13 protein-coding genes and 1 pseudogene are annotated in these 16,220 nt (G+C 65.1%); 7 read left to right on the plus strand and 7 right to left on the minus strand.

Annotated elements, in window-relative coordinates:
* Together K728_RS22890 and K728_RS22895 are read left to right on the plus strand one after the other, a co-directional pair.
* A partial coding sequence (locus K728_RS22890) for a S8 family serine peptidase (RefSeq protein WP_035746715.1) occupies positions 1-396 on the plus strand: 396 nt, incomplete at its 5' end.
* A gap of 6 nt (positions 397-402) precedes the next feature.
* Positions 403-633, plus strand: coding sequence for a hypothetical protein (locus K728_RS22895; RefSeq protein WP_024475585.1), 231 nt, complete (start codon positions 403-405; stop codon positions 631-633).
* A 76-nt stretch (positions 634-709) separates the two neighbouring features.
* Here the strand turns inward: K728_RS22895 and K728_RS22900 are convergent, their stop codons facing one another.
* The 3 genes from K728_RS22900 to K728_RS22910 form a co-directional block, all read right to left on the minus strand.
* A complete protein-coding gene (locus tag K728_RS22900) occupies positions 710-1,753 on the minus strand; it encodes a hypothetical protein (RefSeq protein ID WP_024475586.1) in 1,044 nt (347 codons plus the stop codon).
* 8 nt (positions 1,754-1,761) lie between these two features.
* The gene (locus K728_RS22905; protein WP_035746716.1) at positions 1,762-2,553 is read right to left on the minus strand and encodes an AfsR/SARP family transcriptional regulator; all 792 of its coding nucleotides are present in this window, start codon (positions 2,551-2,553) and stop codon (positions 1,762-1,764) included.
* Between the two features lie 281 nt (positions 2,554-2,834).
* The gene (locus tag K728_RS22910; protein WP_019481439.1) at positions 2,835-3,323 is read right to left on the minus strand and encodes a PaaI family thioesterase; all 489 of its coding nucleotides are present in this window, start codon (positions 3,321-3,323) and stop codon (positions 2,835-2,837) included.
* 142 nt (positions 3,324-3,465) lie between these two features.
* Here K728_RS22910 and polA point away from each other — a divergent pair, with 142 nt between their 5' ends.
* The 3 genes from polA (at position 3,466) to rpsA (ending at position 9,277) form a co-directional block, all read left to right on the plus strand.
* Positions 3,466-6,099 (plus strand): DNA polymerase I, encoded by a 2,634-nt coding sequence (gene polA / locus K728_RS22915; RefSeq protein ID WP_024475588.1) that lies wholly within the window; start codon positions 3,466-3,468, stop codon positions 6,097-6,099.
* A gap of 125 nt (positions 6,100-6,224) precedes the next feature.
* Complete coding sequence (locus K728_RS22920; protein WP_019481441.1) at positions 6,225-7,550, plus strand: GNAT family N-acetyltransferase; 1,326 nt, start codon at positions 6,225-6,227, stop codon at positions 7,548-7,550.
* Between the two features lie 227 nt (positions 7,551-7,777).
* On the plus strand, positions 7,778-9,277 hold the full coding sequence (rpsA, locus tag K728_RS22925; protein ID WP_019481442.1) for a 30S ribosomal protein S1: 1,500 nt from the start codon (positions 7,778-7,780) through the stop codon (positions 9,275-9,277).
* A 121-nt stretch (positions 9,278-9,398) separates the two neighbouring features.
* Here rpsA and K728_RS22930 read toward each other — a convergent pair whose 3' ends face one another.
* From K728_RS22930 to K728_RS22945, 4 genes and pseudogenes are all read right to left on the minus strand, one after another.
* The gene (locus tag K728_RS22930) at positions 9,399-10,133 is read right to left on the minus strand and encodes a hypothetical protein (RefSeq protein WP_024475589.1); all 735 of its coding nucleotides are present in this window, start codon (positions 10,131-10,133) and stop codon (positions 9,399-9,401) included.
* A 3-nt stretch (positions 10,134-10,136) separates the two neighbouring features.
* Complete coding sequence (locus K728_RS22935; RefSeq protein ID WP_337587478.1) at positions 10,137-10,721, minus strand: APC family permease; 585 nt, start codon at positions 10,719-10,721, stop codon at positions 10,137-10,139.
* Positions 10,722-10,845: 124 nt separating this feature from the next.
* Positions 10,846-11,974, minus strand: a pseudogene (locus K728_RS22940) (class I SAM-dependent methyltransferase).
* A complete protein-coding gene (locus tag K728_RS22945) occupies positions 11,967-12,638 on the minus strand; it encodes an IMPACT family protein (protein WP_024475591.1) in 672 nt (223 codons plus the stop codon). Before K728_RS22945 ends, K728_RS22940 begins: the two are co-directional and overlap by 8 nt.
* 201 nt (positions 12,639-12,839) lie before the next feature.
* Between K728_RS22945 and coaE the strand changes: the two genes are divergently transcribed.
* Positions 12,840-14,057 (plus strand): dephospho-CoA kinase, encoded by a 1,218-nt coding sequence (gene coaE / locus K728_RS22950; protein WP_024475592.1) that lies wholly within the window; start codon positions 12,840-12,842, stop codon positions 14,055-14,057.
* A gap of 51 nt (positions 14,058-14,108) precedes the next feature.
* On the plus strand, positions 14,109-16,199 hold the full coding sequence (gene uvrB / locus K728_RS22955; protein WP_024475593.1) for an excinuclease ABC subunit UvrB: 2,091 nt from the start codon (positions 14,109-14,111) through the stop codon (positions 16,197-16,199).
* Positions 16,200-16,220: the final 21 nt, after the last annotated feature.

The raw sequence follows: 16,220 nt of genomic DNA on the forward strand, positions 1-16,220 counted from the left end.
GCCGCCGCCGGGAACGGCGCGGACCGCCGGCAAGGGGACTTCGGCTTTGTCGGGGCGCCCGCAAACAGCCCGTTCATCATGGCGGTGGGCGCGCTGGACCAGCACCTCGAGATGGCCTTCTTCTCCGCGAGGACGCTCCCCATCCGGGGCGGGCAATTGGATGTGGCTGGCCCGGGTTTCCAGGTGCGTTCGTCCTGGCTGATGCCCGACCGGTACAACACCATCAGCGGCACCTCGATGGCCACGCCGCACGCTGCGGGAGTCGCAGCCCTCTGGGCGCAGGCATCAGGCTACCGGGGGCGAGAGCTGTGGTCCCTGATGGCTCAGGAGAGCCAACGGTTGCTGCAGGCATCGGTCGACGTCGGCTCCGGTCTGGTGATGGCACCGCAGGAATGAGGGGTCATGATCTTCACCGTCACCGTTGATGACCTGCATCGTTCCGCGATCCAGGAGGTCGCGGAACAGTTGCGGTCCTGCGGGTTGGAGGTTGACCGGGTGCTCGGCAACGTGGGCATGATCACCGGCTCAGCGCCGGAGAACTGCCGGCCGGATCTGGAAGCGGTCGAGGGGGTGTCCTCCGTGGACGGTGAGACTCGCTTCCTCCTGCCTCCGCCCGACAGCGACATCCAGTAGCAGCGACGTCCGGTAGCAGCGACATCCAGTAGCAGCGACGTCCGGGACGCACTCCCGGCTGGCGCCGCGCAGTCGGCTACGGCCCGTTGGTGTTCGCGGTGCCACCGGTTTTGCCGCCGACGTCGTCGAGCACGTTTTGCGCCTGCCGGTCCACCAGCCCGGTGAACAACTGTTGGGCGGCGCCGAAGGTGATCGCCCAGGCCACGATCTGGGCGGGATTGTCCAGATCGCTCAACCCGGGGACGAAGCCGCCGCGCATGAGCTGCAGTCCCAGTACTGCCGTCAGCGCACCTGCGGGGAGCTTCAGAATTGCCAGGGCCAGTGGGAGACCGAAGGGGGTCGAGGTGCCCCTGACATGGCGGAGCGAAGCGGCACCTGAGACGGCCGCCGCTATCAGTCCGAACGATTCGATGAAGAACACATCCCAGGGCCGGGGCCTGTTGCCCGTGGGGCAGGCAACGCCCTCGGCTGGTTCGAAACACAGCCGCAGCTCCTCCGGCCGGATCCAGCCAGCGACGGCGAGGGCCGTCGCCAGTACGGTCAGGACGAGCGCGCCCATGATGAGCACGTTGCGGAAGCTGCGCACCCGCGAGAATTCCTCCCGGGACTCGAGGCACGACGCCCTGAACGCAGCCACCAGGGTCATCCGCCCGGATTCATCCAGGGGGGTGCCAAGTGACGCTGCCACGACGTCTTCGACAGCGACCCGGTGCGGGTCTCCCCGCTTCAGGTGCTGCCGGGCGTGCGCCTGGATCCCCGGCAGTTGCGACTGGACGTAGTCCAACGGTGCCCGCAGCAGAAGTGCCACCTGCGCGGCGTCAAGTTGGCTGAGGACCCGTTCCACCACTGCTCCATTGAATGAGGTCTGAATGGCCGGCGACTTCTGCTCCGCGACGGTGGACGCTTCGTTGAGGTGCCACGTGATTGCGTGGTCCAGGGCGGTCTTCGCGCTGGCCTGGCCTGGCGGCGCCCCCGCTGGGGGGTCGATGAGGCTGACCCATTCCGCGAGGGTCCGCAACTGGGCGGCGGTGGTGATCGCCTGTTCCCGCCAGGTGCGGTTCGTCGGTGGCGCGAGGGGAGGGGGTAACGGGGGTTGCGGGCCGGCAGCAGGCTCTGACATGGCTGGACCTACTCGAAGGACGGGTGCAGGATGGCGCTGAAGGTGGGCGCTGGTTCCGCGCGCACTGTGGGCTCCTGCGCCTGGAGCAGCGGACGGATGAGGTCCGTGATCCGGGTGGACGGCCTGACCCCGCACTCCCGGTTGAGGGTCGTCAGATAGGTGCGATAGCTGCGGATTGCCGAACCATGGTTGCCAGCCGCCAGATGAATCCGCAAGAGCGTCCGTTGCACGCTCTCCAGGAGCGGGTCCAACGCGACAGCGGCCGTCGCCGCGTCGAGGGCGGGCGAGAGCTGGCCCTGAGCCAGGTAGGCGTTGGCCAGGTCCTCCAAGGCGGCGAGCCGCTGCCTGAAGAGCCTGTCCTGATCTACCCGCAGCCAGTCTTCATCCCAGCCCGGCAGGAGGTCCGCCGTCTGAAGGTCACCGGCCAGCCCCTCCCTTACCAGTGCACCGACGTCGAGCAGGCCCGTTCGGTTGACCCGATCCACGCGGGCGAGCAGCTCGTCGACGTCGATCACAATTCCCGGGGCGAGGGCAAGCGGATCGCTGGCTGGCTGCAGGAGACCGGGAAGCTGGTGGGCAATGTTCCACAGGCAGGCACGCAGGCTTCCCGAGGCTTGCGCATCGGTACGGTCGGGCCACAGGAGCCCCGCGATGTAGCTTCGTCGACGGCCGCCGCGCAGGGCCAGCGCAGCGATGAGCCGCTGCTGCCGGAACGCGACAGTGACCGGCTGGTGCTCACGTTCTAGACGCCAGTACCCCAACAATTTCAAATTCCATTGGACCGGAATGCTCGTAGACATACCCGTCCCCACTTCCTGCATCATCGGGGAGAGGCGCCCCCTATCCGCTGAAACGGTGAACCGCTGTGAATGCCAGCATCCTCAGACTTTCGAACCTTGTCAATGCTCCCTGCAATAGTTCACCCACTCGGGGGCGGCGGGGCACTTTCGCGCAGAAACGGGGCCCTTTCGATCAGAAACGGCCCTCCGGGTCAGGACCGCCGCTTGCAACCGGCGGTCCTTTCCCTCGGGGCCCTTTCAGGGGCCGGTTGGACGGTCTACGGCCGGGGTCAGCAGGTTCGTCAGCGGAGGTCGCGGATGATGTTGGTGATCCGGGCGGTGGAGAGCCGGCGGCCGTCGTCGTCGGTCATCACCACTTCGTGGGTGGTCAGCGTGCGGCCCAGATGGACGGCTGTCGCGGTGCCGGTAACCAGGCCCGACGACGCCGACCGGTGATGGGTTGCACTGATCTCAATCCCCATCGCCTGGCGGTCCCGGCCAGCGTGCAGGCCTGCGGCGAAGGAGCCCAGCGTCTCGGCCAGGACCAGATGCGCGCCCCCGTGGAGGATTCCGGCAACCTGTTCGTTCCCTTCAACCGGCATGGTGGCAACCAGCCGGCCAGCGGTCATCTCGGTGAACACAATTCCCATTTTCGCGGCGAGGCGACCGATGCCGTGGCCGCTGAGCCAGTCGTGCATCTCTTCAGGCACACCGGCGGCGGCCAGCTCGGCAGCGAACGGGTTGGCGGGCGGTTCCTGTCCGGACGACTCCGGAGTGTAATTGTCGGTCATGGGAACTAGGCTGGCACCTGTGAGTCAAACAACCAAACCCGATGTTCCCGTAGCCGCCACGACTCTGACTGACGCTCCGCCGACGGCCACCGGGCCGGCCGACGGATCCCGTAATCGCCTCCTCGTCATTGATGGCCACTCGATGGCCTACCGGGCGTTCTACGCCCTGCCGGCCGAGAACTTCTCCACCGACACGGGACAGCACACCAATGCCGTCTACGGGTTCACGGCGATGCTGATCAACCTGATCAGGGACCAGAAGCCCACCCATGTGGCGGTGGCACTGGACCTGAGCACCCCAACGTTCAGGACCGAGGAGTACACCGAGTACAAGGCGGGCCGCGCGAAGACGCCGACGGAATTCCATGGCCAGGTGGACCTCATCATCAAGGTGATGCAGGCGATGCACATCCCCACCCTGTCGATGGAGGGGTACGAGGCCGACGACATCATCGCCACCCTCTCGGTTCGGGCCGCCGCCGAAGGCTGGGACGTTCAGGTGGTCAGCGGTGACCGCGATGCCTTCCAGCTGGTCAACGACCGCGTCACCGTGCTGTATCCGAAGCAGGGTGTCACCAACATTCCGCAAATGGATGCGCAGGCTGTGGAGGAGAAGTACCTCGTCCCGCCGGACAAGTATTCCGACCTGGCCGCGCTGGTCGGGGAAACCGCCGACAACCTGCCGGGAGTCCCAGGAGTGGGCCCCAAGACTGCTGCCAAGTGGATCAAGCTGTACGGCGGACTGGACGGCATCCTCGAGAACCTCGACGCCATCAAGGGGAAGGTGGGGGACTCGCTCCGGGAGCACATCGAGCTGGTGAAGCGCAACCGCCGCCTGAACCAGTTGCACCTTGACCTGGACCTGCCGGTTGAGCTGGACACGATGGTGTCCAGGACCCCCGACCGCCCGGCCGTCGAGGAGCTGTTCGACTCCCTCCAATTCAACGTCCTCCGCAAACGCCTCTTCGACCTGTTCGGGGAAGAAGACGCCGCCGAGTCCCACGACGAAATGACCCCGCCGGAGCACGTGGTCCTGACCAGCGCGGCCGACCTGACCGAATGGTTCAAAGCGACCAACCAGGCCATCGCAGCCATCCAGCTGGTGACCCAGTCAACGACCGGGAACGACGACGTCGTCGGGCTGGCGATTGTCACCTCGACCGCCGCGGCGTACCTGGATCTGGAGACGCTCGACGCTGAGGCTGAGCAGGTGCTTGCCGGCTGGCTGGGTGACCTCAGTGCACCCAAGGTGGCCCATGACTTCAAAGCCGCCTACAAACTACTCGCCGCGCGCGGGCTGAAACTTGCCGGGGTGGTGGATGACACGGCCATCTCCGGGTACCTGATCCAGCCGGACCGTCGGGCCTACGATCTGGCGGACCTGAGCCAATCGCACCTGAAAATGTCGATCGCGCCCGCCGCAGGGACCACCGGGGGGCAGCTCGCGCTCCAGCTGGAAGACGAGGATGTCGCGTCCCCCGCCGTCGCCCGCGCCTTCGCCGCCCTGCAGCTCAGCGAGTACTTCGCCGGCCAACTGGTGGAGCGGGGCGCCAACCAGTTGCTCGGCGGGCTCGAACTGCCCCTGGCCGAGGTGCTGGCGGAAATGGAGCTCACCGGCGTATCCGTGGCGATGGACCGGTTGGACCAGTTGTTTGATGATTTTTCGGCGACCATGAGCACCACGAGCGCCGAGGCGTTCAGGATCATCGGCAAGGAAATCAACCTGGGGTCGCCCAAGCAGCTGCAGGCGGTCCTGTTCGACGAGCTTGAACTGCCCAAGACCAAGAAGATCAAGACCGGCTACTCAACCGACGCCGATGCGCTGACTGACCTGATCGTGAAGACCGGGCATCCGTTCCTTGAACAGCTCCTGGCTCACAGGGACGCCTCCAAACTCCGTCAGACGGTCGAGGGGCTGCGGAAGTCAGTGGCCGACGACGGCCGGATCCACACCACGTACGTCCAGACCATCGCGGCCACGGGACGGCTCTCCTCGACCAACCCGAACCTGCAGAACATCCCGGTGCGCTCCGACGAAGGCCGGCGGATCCGCGAGGTGTTCGTCGTCGGTGACGGCTTTGACTGCCTGATGACCGCCGACTACTCGCAGATTGAAATGCGCATCATGGCGCACCTGTCCGGGGATGAGGGCCTCATCCAGGCGTTCCGCGATGGGGAGGACCTGCACCGGTTTGTCGGTGCCCACATTTTCGGCGTCGCACCCGCCGAGGTCACCAGCGCGATGCGGTCCAAGGTGAAAGCGATGTCCTACGGCCTGGTCTACGGTCTGAGCTCGTTTGGACTCTCCAAGCAGCTCGCCATTTCGGTGGACGAGGCCCGCACCCTGATGGGCGACTACTTCGACCGGTTCGGCGCCGTCCGCGACTACCTGCGCGGTGTCGTGGAGCAGGCACGGGTCGACGGGTTCACGTCCACCATCGAGGGCCGCCGCCGGTACCTGCCGGATCTTTCCAGCGACAACCGGCAGTTGCGGGAAATGGCTGAACGGGCGGCGTTGAACGCGCCCATCCAGGGTTCGGCTGCCGACATCATCAAGAAGGCGATGCTCGGCGTCGACGCCGAATTGCGCAGGCAGGGTCTCTCCTCCCGCATGCTGCTCCAGGTACATGATGAGCTGGTGCTCGAGATTGCGCCCGGTGAGCGGGACACCATGGAGCTGCTGGTGCGCGAGCAGATGGGGGCTGCGGCTGACCTCACGGTTCCGTTGGACGTCTCGGTGGGTGTGGGAGCGAGCTGGCACGAGGCCGCGCACTAGCCCAGGCCCGCTCGGTCGTGCCGGGCGCTACGCACTGGGGCCGGGGGTACGTACTGGTGCCGGGAGTTCACTGCGGCCGGCAGCTCACTGGTGCCGGGCGCTCCGCCACACTAGGCTGATGGATCGTGACCGCTACCCAAGACTCCGCCGCCCCATCCGCACTGCGCATCGACACCTTCACGGTGACCGCTGAGACAGATTCCTCATCCGACGGTGCCCTGGCCCACTGGTTCGAAGCGGTCCGGTTCGGCTTCCACGAAGCCCGCACCGAGCCGGAGGATCTAGCCACCTATGCCGCGGCGTTCACCTCCGACAGCCGGACCCTGTGGGGTGCCTACGACGACGCTGCCAGTGCACACGCGTGGGATGCCAGCATTCCGGTGGCCACCTACGCCACCATGGTCAACTCCCTCAACGTCGGCAACGGCCAGTTGCTTGACGCGCACCAGATCACTGCCGTCACCGTGCGCCCCACCCACCGCCGTCGTGGGCTGCTGCGCACCATGATGACCAGTGATCTGCAGTCCGCCGCGTCCAAAGGTCTCGCCATCGCAGCGCTGACCGCATCGGAGGCGACCATCTACGGCAGGTTCGGTTTCGGTGCTGCAACGTTCACCCGCAACATCGAGGTGGATGTGAAGGAGCGGTTCGCGTTGCGCACGCCGGCGTTCGGTGTCACCGAGATCGTGGCACCGGCCTCCGCGGCAGCACTGTCCGAACAGATTTTCGCCCGGTTCCATCACGCCACCACCGGTTCGGTGGGACGCCAGTTCGCCTACCCGCAGCGTGCCTCCGGCCGCTGGGGCGAGGAACGGCCCGTCGAGGACAAGGGTGTGCGCGTCGCGGTGCATTACGACGACGACGGCCGGCCCGACGGGTTCGTGTCCTACAAATTCTCCGGCTGGGGGACCACCCCGTACACGATGAAGATTGTTGATCTGGTCGCCGTCTCCGACGCCGCCTACCTCGAGCTGTGGCGTTACCTTGGCGCAATCGACCTCGTCCAGCGCATCACCTTCGATCTGGCACCCGTGAACGACCCCCTGCCGTGGGCCCTGCAGGATCGTCGCTGCTACAAACTCATTGGCGACGAGGATGTCCTGTGGCTGCGCATCCTCGACCCCATTGCTGCCCTCGAAGCACGGGGTTACCAGGGTGCGGGAACGGTCAGCCTGGAAATCGTGGATCCTCTCGGCTATGCCGCGGGCCGGTTCCGGTTGACGGTCGAGAACGGCTCCGGGTCGGTGGCACGACTCGACGACGACGCCGACACGCAGCTCCGCGTCGATGTCACGGCTCTCGGGTCGATGTATCTGGGCGGCGTTCCAGCCCGGACCCTGGCCGCTGCCGGGCACCTCACCGAACAGGGGCCCACAGGACAGGGGAGCCTCGCCGTCGTCGACCGGATCTTCCAGACCCCGACCGATCCGTACTGCATTACCCACTTCTGACCCGGCACCCGGCGTCGCCCGCCGCTTTGACCTGTGTTGGCGCAAACGGCTAGACTAGACGGGCGTGTAATGCGCACTGCGAAACGGGTTGCCAAGCAGCATCAGGTAAGTCGTTTTCTCTCCAAAAGTCCACTTCCGGACGAGCTCCATCTGAATCAGCAGAGTTTCCTGTTGCCCAGGCGTCGCTCTCCGGATCAACTAATCATCCACAACGGAGTCCCAACTACATGACCATCACCACCACCGAGAAGCCAGGTGCACCGCAGGTCGCGATCAACGACATCGGCACCGCTGAGGACTTCCTCGCAGCCATTGACGCCACCATCAAGTACTTCAACGACGGAGACCTCGTTGAAGGAACGGTAGTCAAGGTTGACCGCGACGAAGTTCTGCTCGACATCGGTTACAAGACCGAGGGTGTTATCCCTTCCCGTGAGCTGTCCATCAAGCACGACGTTGATCCCGGAGACGTTGTCTCCGTTGGCGATCAGGTCGAAGCACTGGTGCTCACCAAAGAGGACAAAGAAGGCCGACTGATCCTGTCCAAGAAGCGCGCTCAGTACGAGCGTGCCTGGGGCGATATCGAGAAGGTCAAGGAAGAAGACGGCGTCGTCACCGGTACGGTCATCGAAGTTGTCAAGGGTGGACTCATCCTCGACATCGGCCTCCGCGGCTTCCTGCCCGCGTCCTTGGTTGAGATGCGTCGTGTACGCGATCTTGCTCCCTACATCGGTCAGAAGATCGAAGCGAAAATCATCGAGCTGGACAAGAACCGCAACAACGTGGTCCTGTCCCGCCGTGCCTGGCTCGAGCAGACCCAGTCCGAGGTGCGTTCCACGTTCCTCAACAAGCTGGAAAAGGGCCAGGTTCGTCCGGGCGTTGTCTCCTCGATCGTCAACTTCGGTGCCTTCGTGGACCTGGGCGGCGTCGACGGACTCGTTCACGTTTCCGAGCTGTCCTGGAAGCACATCGATCACCCCTCCGAGGTTGTCGAAGTTGGCCAGGAAGTCACCGTCGAGGTTCTCGAGGTGGACCTGGACCGCGAGCGTGTCTCACTGTCGCTCAAGGCCACCCAGGAAGATCCATGGCAGACCTTCGCCCGCACCCACGCCCTCGGGCAGGTTGTTCCGGGTAAGGTCACCAAGCTGGTTCCCTTCGGTGCATTCGTTCGCGTCGAAGACGGCATCGAAGGCCTGGTCCACATCTCCGAGCTGGCAGTCCGCCACGTGGAGCTGGCAGAGCAGGTTGTCTCGGTTGGCGACGAACTGTTCGTCAAGGTCATCGACATCGACCTCGAACGTCGTCGGATCTCGCTCTCCCTCAAGCAGGCTAACGAGGGCGTCGACGCCGACAGCACCGAGTTTGACCCGGCTCTGTACGGTATGGCTGCCGAGTACGACGAAGAAGGCAACTACAAGTACCCAGAGGGCTTCGACCCAGAGTCCAACGAATGGCTCGAGGGTTACGACTCTCAGCGCGCAACCTGGGAAGCTCAGTACGCTGAAGCCCAGTCACGCTGGGAAGCTCACAAGAAGCAGGTTGTGCAGCACGCATCTGACGATGCAGCTGCTGCCAACGAGCCAGTCGAGTCAAGCTCCACGAGCTACTCCTCTGAGCCAGCCGCCACTGAGAGCACGAACGCCAGCAGCAACAGCAACGTCGGCACGGGTACGCTCGCGTCAGACGAGGCACTTGCCGCACTGCGCGAAAAGCTGACCGGCAACTAAGGTCCAGCACTAGCACCTGAAAAGGCCCCCACCGCAATGGTGGGGGCCTTTTTCGCGCCCAATTTCGTTCAGTCTCGCGTTTTGCCTGCCGTGTTCGGGCGCACGCACCAGAGGGGGCTGCTCAGCGTGAGTCTGAACCCGGGAGCGCGTGGCCCGGTGCAACCCTGGCTTCGGCATAGGACGGTTCCCGGAGCGCCCGGGTCCAGGCATAGGTTTCGGATCCGGGCAGCGGGCGCCGGACCGGGTCAAAACGCAAACCCGTCGGATCACCGCCCCGTGCCACCAGCACCGGCTCAAGCTCTTCCAGGGTCAGCACCAGAGTGCCGAACCGGGTCCAATCACCCAGGGGACGGCTGAAGCACAGGGCCAGTTCCAGGGGACGCTTCGCCAATCCCACACGGAGCCCGGCAGGCGTGGCTGGCATCCGGCCACTCGGGTCAAGAGGAAAAGCCGCCAGCAGAACGGCTGACTTCCCGCCCTTGTACGGCATCATTGACGTGAATTTGGCGGCTTGGACATTCCGCTGCGGGAGCAGGACGAACCGGGCGGGAAATGACGCACCGGTGGATGCGAGCAGCACATCAAAGTGGTCAGACCCGTGGGGGACCCGTAAGGCCAGGCCAAGAATGTCAGGGCTCCAGCGCGGTAGCCCGACCGAGCGGGACAGCCGCGCCTGGATCGGGTCCTGGCCGGTGCCGTCGATCCAGGATATGCCGCTGGAAACAGGTGGCCCGGTCCGGGTGAGTGTCCCGGTGAGCCAAACGCCGTCGGGGTGAATAGGACGCTGCGGCCTTACGGCTTTCATCGTAGCGAACAGGCTGGCGAACCCCTTGCCGAGTGCGGTCGTGACGCGCATCGGTCAGTGCTTCACTTCTCGGTCGGAGTCCGCGGTGCGGTCCGGGGCGGAGCGGCGGGTCGTGCGGTGTTGAATCGCATACAGCACCAGGCCAATAGCCACCAGGATTCCCGCGCGTAACCAGATGTCGGCGCTCTGCTGCGTCATGAGCAGGACACAGGACGCGATCGCCAGGTAGGGAAAGATCACCGGAATCTGGAAGTGCTGGTGGTCCACCCGGTCCTTGCGAAGCACCAGCACGGCGATGTTGGTGCTGAGGAACACGAACAGCAGCAGCACCACGACCGTCTCCGCCAGCGATGCCAGATCACCGGTGCTGCTGAGGATCATCGCGGCAACGGTGGTCGCAATGATCGCGACCCACGGTGTGCGCCGGTTGGGGAGTACCCGGCCCAGCACCGATGGCAGCAGGCCTTGTTCGGCCATCCCATAGGTCAGCCGGCTTGCCATGATCATGGTGAGCAGCGACCCGTTGGCGACGGCGATGAGAGCCACCAGTCCGAAGATCCACTCGGGGATCCCGAACCCGGTGGCGTTGACGACGTCGAGCAGTGGCGACGTCGAACCCGCCAGATCGGCTGCGGGCACAGCGGCGGAGGCTGCTTTAGCTTGGACGGGGCTGACTGCTGAGCTGTCGACATTCCCGAAGTATATTCCAGAAAGTAAGTTCACTGATCATTGCGTGACGGGGCCGGTTTCCGGACCGGCTGCCTCAGCGTCGGGTGGACACTGTGACGGTGAATTTCGGGTTCCTGGCGGCCTGCCGGGTGGGGCCAACCATGGAGGCGAGCGGGGTCCGATACTGGAGGTGGCTGTTCCAGACCGTCCAGAGTTCACCTCCCGGTTTGAGCACCCGGCCGGCATCGGCGAAAAGCTTCAGGGCAATCCCGGAGTGAACGGTGCCCTCCATGTGAAAGGGCGGGTTCAGCACAATGAGCTCGGCTGATGAGTCGGGCATCGAGGCCAGGGCATCATCCCGCACGACCGTGATTCGGTCGCCGACACCATTGGCATCGGCGGTCGCACGGGAAGACGCAACAGCTGACGCTGACTGGTCCGTTGCAACAACCTCCATCGCAGGCCGCGTGAGGGCGAGATAGGCGGCAATCGTGCCATTGCCCGACCCCAGATCGATTGCCTGCCCCGCAGCTCGGGTCGCGGAGAGGGCAGGGAGCAGGTACCGGGTCCCCGCATCCAGTTTGGCGCCACCAAAGGTGCTGCCGAAAGCCTTGAGGATCAGCGGTGCGGGCAGGCCGACGTCGTGCTTCTCCTCCACCGGAAACCCGCTGGCGGAGGTGGCCACGGGCGCCGACGCCGTCAGGATCCGGGACTTCTGGCGTGCCAGTCCGGCAGCCACAGTGGTGAAGTGGCGGGCCAAAATGCCGTTCATCGCGGTGGTCATGTGTTTGACCCGGCCGCCGGCGAACACTGTGACGTCCGGGCTCGCGTAGCGGGCGATCGTCCACGCGATCTCATCCAGCGCGGCCAGTGACCTGGGCAGCTGCAGCAGGACCGTGCGGGCGCCAGCCAACAGGGCCTCGTTGAGCGGATAGTGTGAGAAGGCCGCGGCCAGGCCAGCGGTGTGCGCATTGGCTGTCAACGCGAGCTCACCGGAGACCGGGTCCTGGTGGGTGCGAATCGAGTGTGCCCCATGCAGCGCGGCGGCGCCGAGAGTGAGCGCACCGTAGTGGTCCCCAATGACGACGACGCCGTCCCGGTCGGCGGTGATCGCCGCNGCCGGCGGTGTCGAGGAGGAGCCGATCGGTGGCGTCGAATGCAAAGAGGTTCGGGGCCTCGACGTCGGGAGCCCGTCGAAGGTTGTCAAAGGAAAAGTCAGTCACAGTCCACCCATTTCAGGTCGAGTAGTTGGGCGCCGGACTGGCCGGCGGTCAGTGAGGCGAGGCGGGCGCGAAACTCGTCGATCGATGCGTTCCCGGCCGGTATGGCCACCCGGATGGTGGCCCGTTCCGCCGGATAGTCGGTTCCCAGGACGTCGACGCCTGCGTTGCGGAGCTCGTTTTCGACCCGCCCCGCGTCGGTGTGAGCCACCGGGACCGCCAGGAGCTGCAACAGTCGTCGTCGGACACGTGGCGCCGAGTCCAGCGCCTGGGAGACAGCGTCGGAATAGGCGCGAACCAGTCCGCCAGCACCAAGCAACACTCCACCGAAATTGCGGACCACCACCACCGCGACGTCGCTCAGGTCAGCCTCGCCATCGGCATTGTCGCGTTTGAGGATGGCGTCCAGCATGGGGGCACCGGCGGTACCCGACGGCTCGCCGTCGTCGTTGGCGCGCTGGACCGACCGATCAGGACCCAGCACGACGGCGCTGCAATGGTGGCGCGCGTCGTGGAACTCCCGGCGCAGCTCGGTGAGGAGCAACCGTGCCTCGTCCTCGCTGGCAATCCGCCGGACGACAGTGATGAAGCGTGACCGACGCACATCGGTCTCGTGGCGGTGCTCGCCCCGGACCGTTGTGTAGCCGATTATTCCACTGTCATTCACCGGCCCCAGTCTAGTGGGCGGGAGGTTGCGCCAGCGCAAATGTCCCAGTGACGAGCAGGCTCGGGGAGCAGGGACGGTCCTGCTCACCGGGCCTGCCAGCGGGGGAGCACCCGTACCCCGCCTGCCGAGGATCGCCGAGGACTGCCGTGGAGCCAGGCATCTGGAGGGCGGCGGGCACATCCCACGTATTAGGGTGGGGACATGCTCAGAATTGGCCTCACCGGCGGGATCGCAGCAGGGAAATCACTTGTCGCCTCAAGGCTGGCAGAGCTCGGCGCGGTGCTGGTCGACGCCGATGTGCTGGCCCGCGCGGCCGTGGAACCAGGATCGGCCGGGCTGGCAGCCGTGGCCGCCGAATTCGGTGAGGAGGTGCTGCTTCCGGACGGTAGCCTGGATCGGCCGGCGCTGGCGGCAGCCATTTTCGGTGACCCGTCCCGCCGGATGACGTTGAATTCGATCATCCACCCGTTGGTGCGGGAACGCGCCCGTGAGCTGACGGCGGCTGCGCCCCCGGACGCCGTCGTCGTGCAGGATATTCCCTTGTTGGTGGAGACCGGCCAGCAGCACCAGTTCCATTTGGTGGTGGTGGTCGACGCTCCCGACAGCGTCCGGATCGAGCGGCTGACCCGCCTCCGGGGAATGAGCGACGACGACGCGCGGGCCCGGATTGGTGCGCAAGCCACGCGTGCCGAGCGGAAGGCAGCCGCCGACGTCGTCCTCGTCAACGACAGCACCCCACAGGATCTGCTGGCCGCCGTCGACCGCCTCTGGGACGAACGACTGGTGCCCTTCAACCACAACCTGTTGCGCGGCGTTCGGGCCGCACGCAGTGGTGGCCCGCAACTGGTGCCTTCCCGCGACGACTGGCCCGAACAGGCCGGACGGATCATGGGCAGGGTGCGTCTGGTTGATCCCCTGGTGCTGGCGGTCGACCATATCGGGTCGACCGCTGTGCCCGGGTTGGCCGCCAAGGATGTCCTCGACCTGCAGGTCACCGTCGCGACCCTTGAAGACGCCGACGCGATTGCCGGAAAGCTGGTCGCAGCAGGGTTTCCGCTGCTCGAAGGCATCACACGGGATGAACCCAAACAGGACGTTCCCGACCCCTCCCGATGGGGGAAGCGTCTGCACGCCAACGCCGACCCTGGTCGCGCGGTTAACCTTCATGTTCGGGTTGAGGGTTCGCCTGGATGGCGGTATGCCCTGTCGTTCAGGGACTGGCTGCGCTCCGACCCGGGCGCCGCGGCCCAGTACCAGGCGGAGAAGGAGCGGTGTGCGGCCCAGCACACCCGGGATGCGACTACCGAGGGCTACGCGGAGTGCAAGGAGAAATGGTTCACCACCGTCGCAGATCCGCTGCTGAAACGCTGGATTGCCGACACTGGCTGGACTGCTCAGCCCTCTTCTGCCGTCGGCTAAGTTGCCCCATTCAGGACGCTGATTGTCCGGGGGAGGGTCTAACGTATTTATATGAGCCTTGCGCAGGAAATTAAACGGGTGGTAGCCCCTTTCGAAGTGATCAGCGAATTCAAGCCTGCCGGTGACCAGCCTGCCGCGATTGCCGAACTCAGTGAACGCGTCAAGGCGGGCGAGAAGGACGTGGTGCTGCTGGGCGCCACCGGTACCGGCAAGAGCGCGACGACTGCGTGGCTGATCGAACAGGTCCAGCGGCCCACGCTCGTGATGGTGCAGAACAAGACCCTCGCGGCGCAGCTGGCGAACGAGTTCCGCGAACTGCTGCCCAACAACGCGGTCGAATACTTCGTCTCGTATTACGATTACTACCAGCCGGAAGCCTACGTTCCCCAGACGGACACCTTCATCGAGAAGGACTCCTCGGTCAACGAGGAAGTGGAACGGCTCCGGCATTCCGCCACCAACGCCCTGCTGACCCGCCGGGACGTGATCGTGGTGGCCACCGTGTCCTGCATCTATGGTCTGGGCACCCCCGAAGAATATGTTGCCGGGATGGTCACACTGGAAACCGGCCAGCAGATGAACCGCGACGATTTGCTGCGGAAGTTCGTGTCAATGCAGTACACCCGCAACGACATCGACTTCCACCGGGGCACCTTCAGGGTGCGTGGCGACACCGTCGAAATCATCCCCATGTATGAGGAACTGGCGCTTCGCATTGAGTTCTTCGGCGACGAGGTCGAGAAGATCTACACCCTGCACCCGCTGACCGGTGAAATCGTCAGGGAAGAGACCGAAATGTATGTGTTCCCGGCGTCGCACTATGTCGCGGGCCCCGAGCGCATGAACCGGGCGGTCAAGCAGATCGAGGATGAGCTCCGGGTCCGCCTGGACGAGCTGGAGTCGCAGAACAAACTGGTCGAAGCCCAGCGGTTGCGGATGCGGACGACCTATGACCTCGAAATGATGCAGCAGATGGGGTTCTGCAACGGGATCGAGAACTACTCCCGACACATCGACGGCCGCGGTCCGGGCTCGGCGTCGCACTGCCTGCTCGACTACTTCCCCGACGACTTCCTGCTGGTAGTCGACGAGTCACACGTGACCATTCCGCAGATCGGTGCCATGTATGAAGGTGACATGTCCCGGAAGCGCACCCTGGTGGACCATGGGTTCCGGCTCCCCTCCGCGATGGACAACCGGCCGCTCAAGTGGGACGAGTTCCTGGACCGGATCGGGCAGACCGTCTACCTCTCGGCAACCCCCGGGAAGTATGAGCTGGGCAAGTCGGATGGGTACGTACAGCAGATCATCCGGCCGACCGGTCTGATCGACCCGGAGGTGGTGGTCAAGCCCAGCAAGGGCCAGATCGATGACCTGCTGGGGGAGATCCGCACCCGGGTGGAACTGAACGAGCGGGTGCTCGTCACCACCCTGACCAAGCGGATGGCCGAAGATTTGACCGGGTACCTGCTGGAACATGGGGTGAAGGTTGAGTACCTGCACTCAGACGTGGATACCCTGCGCCGGGTGGAGCTGTTGCGTGAGTTGAGGCTCGGGACTTTCGACGTCCTGGTGGGCATCAACCTGCTCCGTGAAGGCCTTGACCTTCCTGAAGTGTCGCTGGTCAGCATCCTCGACGCCGACAAGGAAGGGTTCCTGCGCAGCGCCACCTCCCTGATCCAGACCATCGGGCGTGCGGCCCGTAACGTCTCGGGTGAGGTGCACATGTACGCGGACCGGATCACCGATTCGATGGCCAAAGCCATCGACGAAACCAACCGACGTCGTGAGATCCAGGTGGCATACAACCTCAAGCACGGGGTTGATCCGCAGCCCCTGCGGAAGCGGATTGCTGACATCACCGATTCCATCGCCCAGGAGGACGCCGATACCCGGGCGCTCCTGGCGGAGTCGGGCAAGAAGCGCAAGGGCGGCAAGACGGCCAAGGGCGGCGCCCCTGTCCGGCATGACGGCCTTGCCGCAGTGCCGGCCGAGGACCTCACCGACCTGATCGGTCAGCTCACCGACCAGATGCACTCGGCTGCGGCTGACCTGCACTTCGAGCTCGCCGCGAGGCTACGCGACGAGGTCGGGGACCTGAAGAAAGAGCTGCGGCAGATGCAGACGGCTGGGCACGCCTAGCCCCAGCTCGTCGCTGGCGGG

This window comes from Arthrobacter sp. CAL618 (assembly GCF_000468215.1).
Classification (GTDB): Bacteria; Actinomycetota; Actinomycetes; order Actinomycetales; family Micrococcaceae; genus Arthrobacter_D.

What these genes read in the sequence shown, in the direction of transcription:
- K728_RS22895 (WP_024475585.1), top strand. Translation starts at nt 403, where the DNA reads ATGATCTTCACCGTCACCGTTGATGACCTGCATCGTTCCGCGATCCAG.
- K728_RS22900 (WP_024475586.1), bottom strand. Translation starts at nt 1,753, where the DNA reads ATGTCAGAGCCTGCTGCCGGCCCGCAACCCCCGTTACCCCCTCCCCTC.
- K728_RS22905 (WP_035746716.1), bottom strand. Translation starts at nt 2,553, where the DNA reads ATGTCTACGAGCATTCCGGTCCAATGGAATTTGAAATTGTTGGGGTAC.
- K728_RS22910 (WP_019481439.1), bottom strand. Translation starts at nt 3,323, where the DNA reads ATGACCGACAATTACACTCCGGAGTCGTCCGGACAGGAACCGCCCGCC.
- polA (WP_024475588.1), top strand. Translation starts at nt 3,466, where the DNA reads ATGGCCTACCGGGCGTTCTACGCCCTGCCGGCCGAGAACTTCTCCACC.
- rpsA (WP_019481442.1), top strand. Translation starts at nt 7,778, where the DNA reads ATGACCATCACCACCACCGAGAAGCCAGGTGCACCGCAGGTCGCGATC.
- K728_RS22930 (WP_024475589.1), bottom strand. Translation starts at nt 10,133, where the DNA reads ATGCGCGTCACGACCGCACTCGGCAAGGGGTTCGCCAGCCTGTTCGCT.
- coaE (WP_024475592.1), top strand. Translation starts at nt 12,840, where the DNA reads ATGCTCAGAATTGGCCTCACCGGCGGGATCGCAGCAGGGAAATCACTT.
- uvrB (WP_024475593.1), top strand. Translation starts at nt 14,109, where the DNA reads ATGAGCCTTGCGCAGGAAATTAAACGGGTGGTAGCCCCTTTCGAAGTG.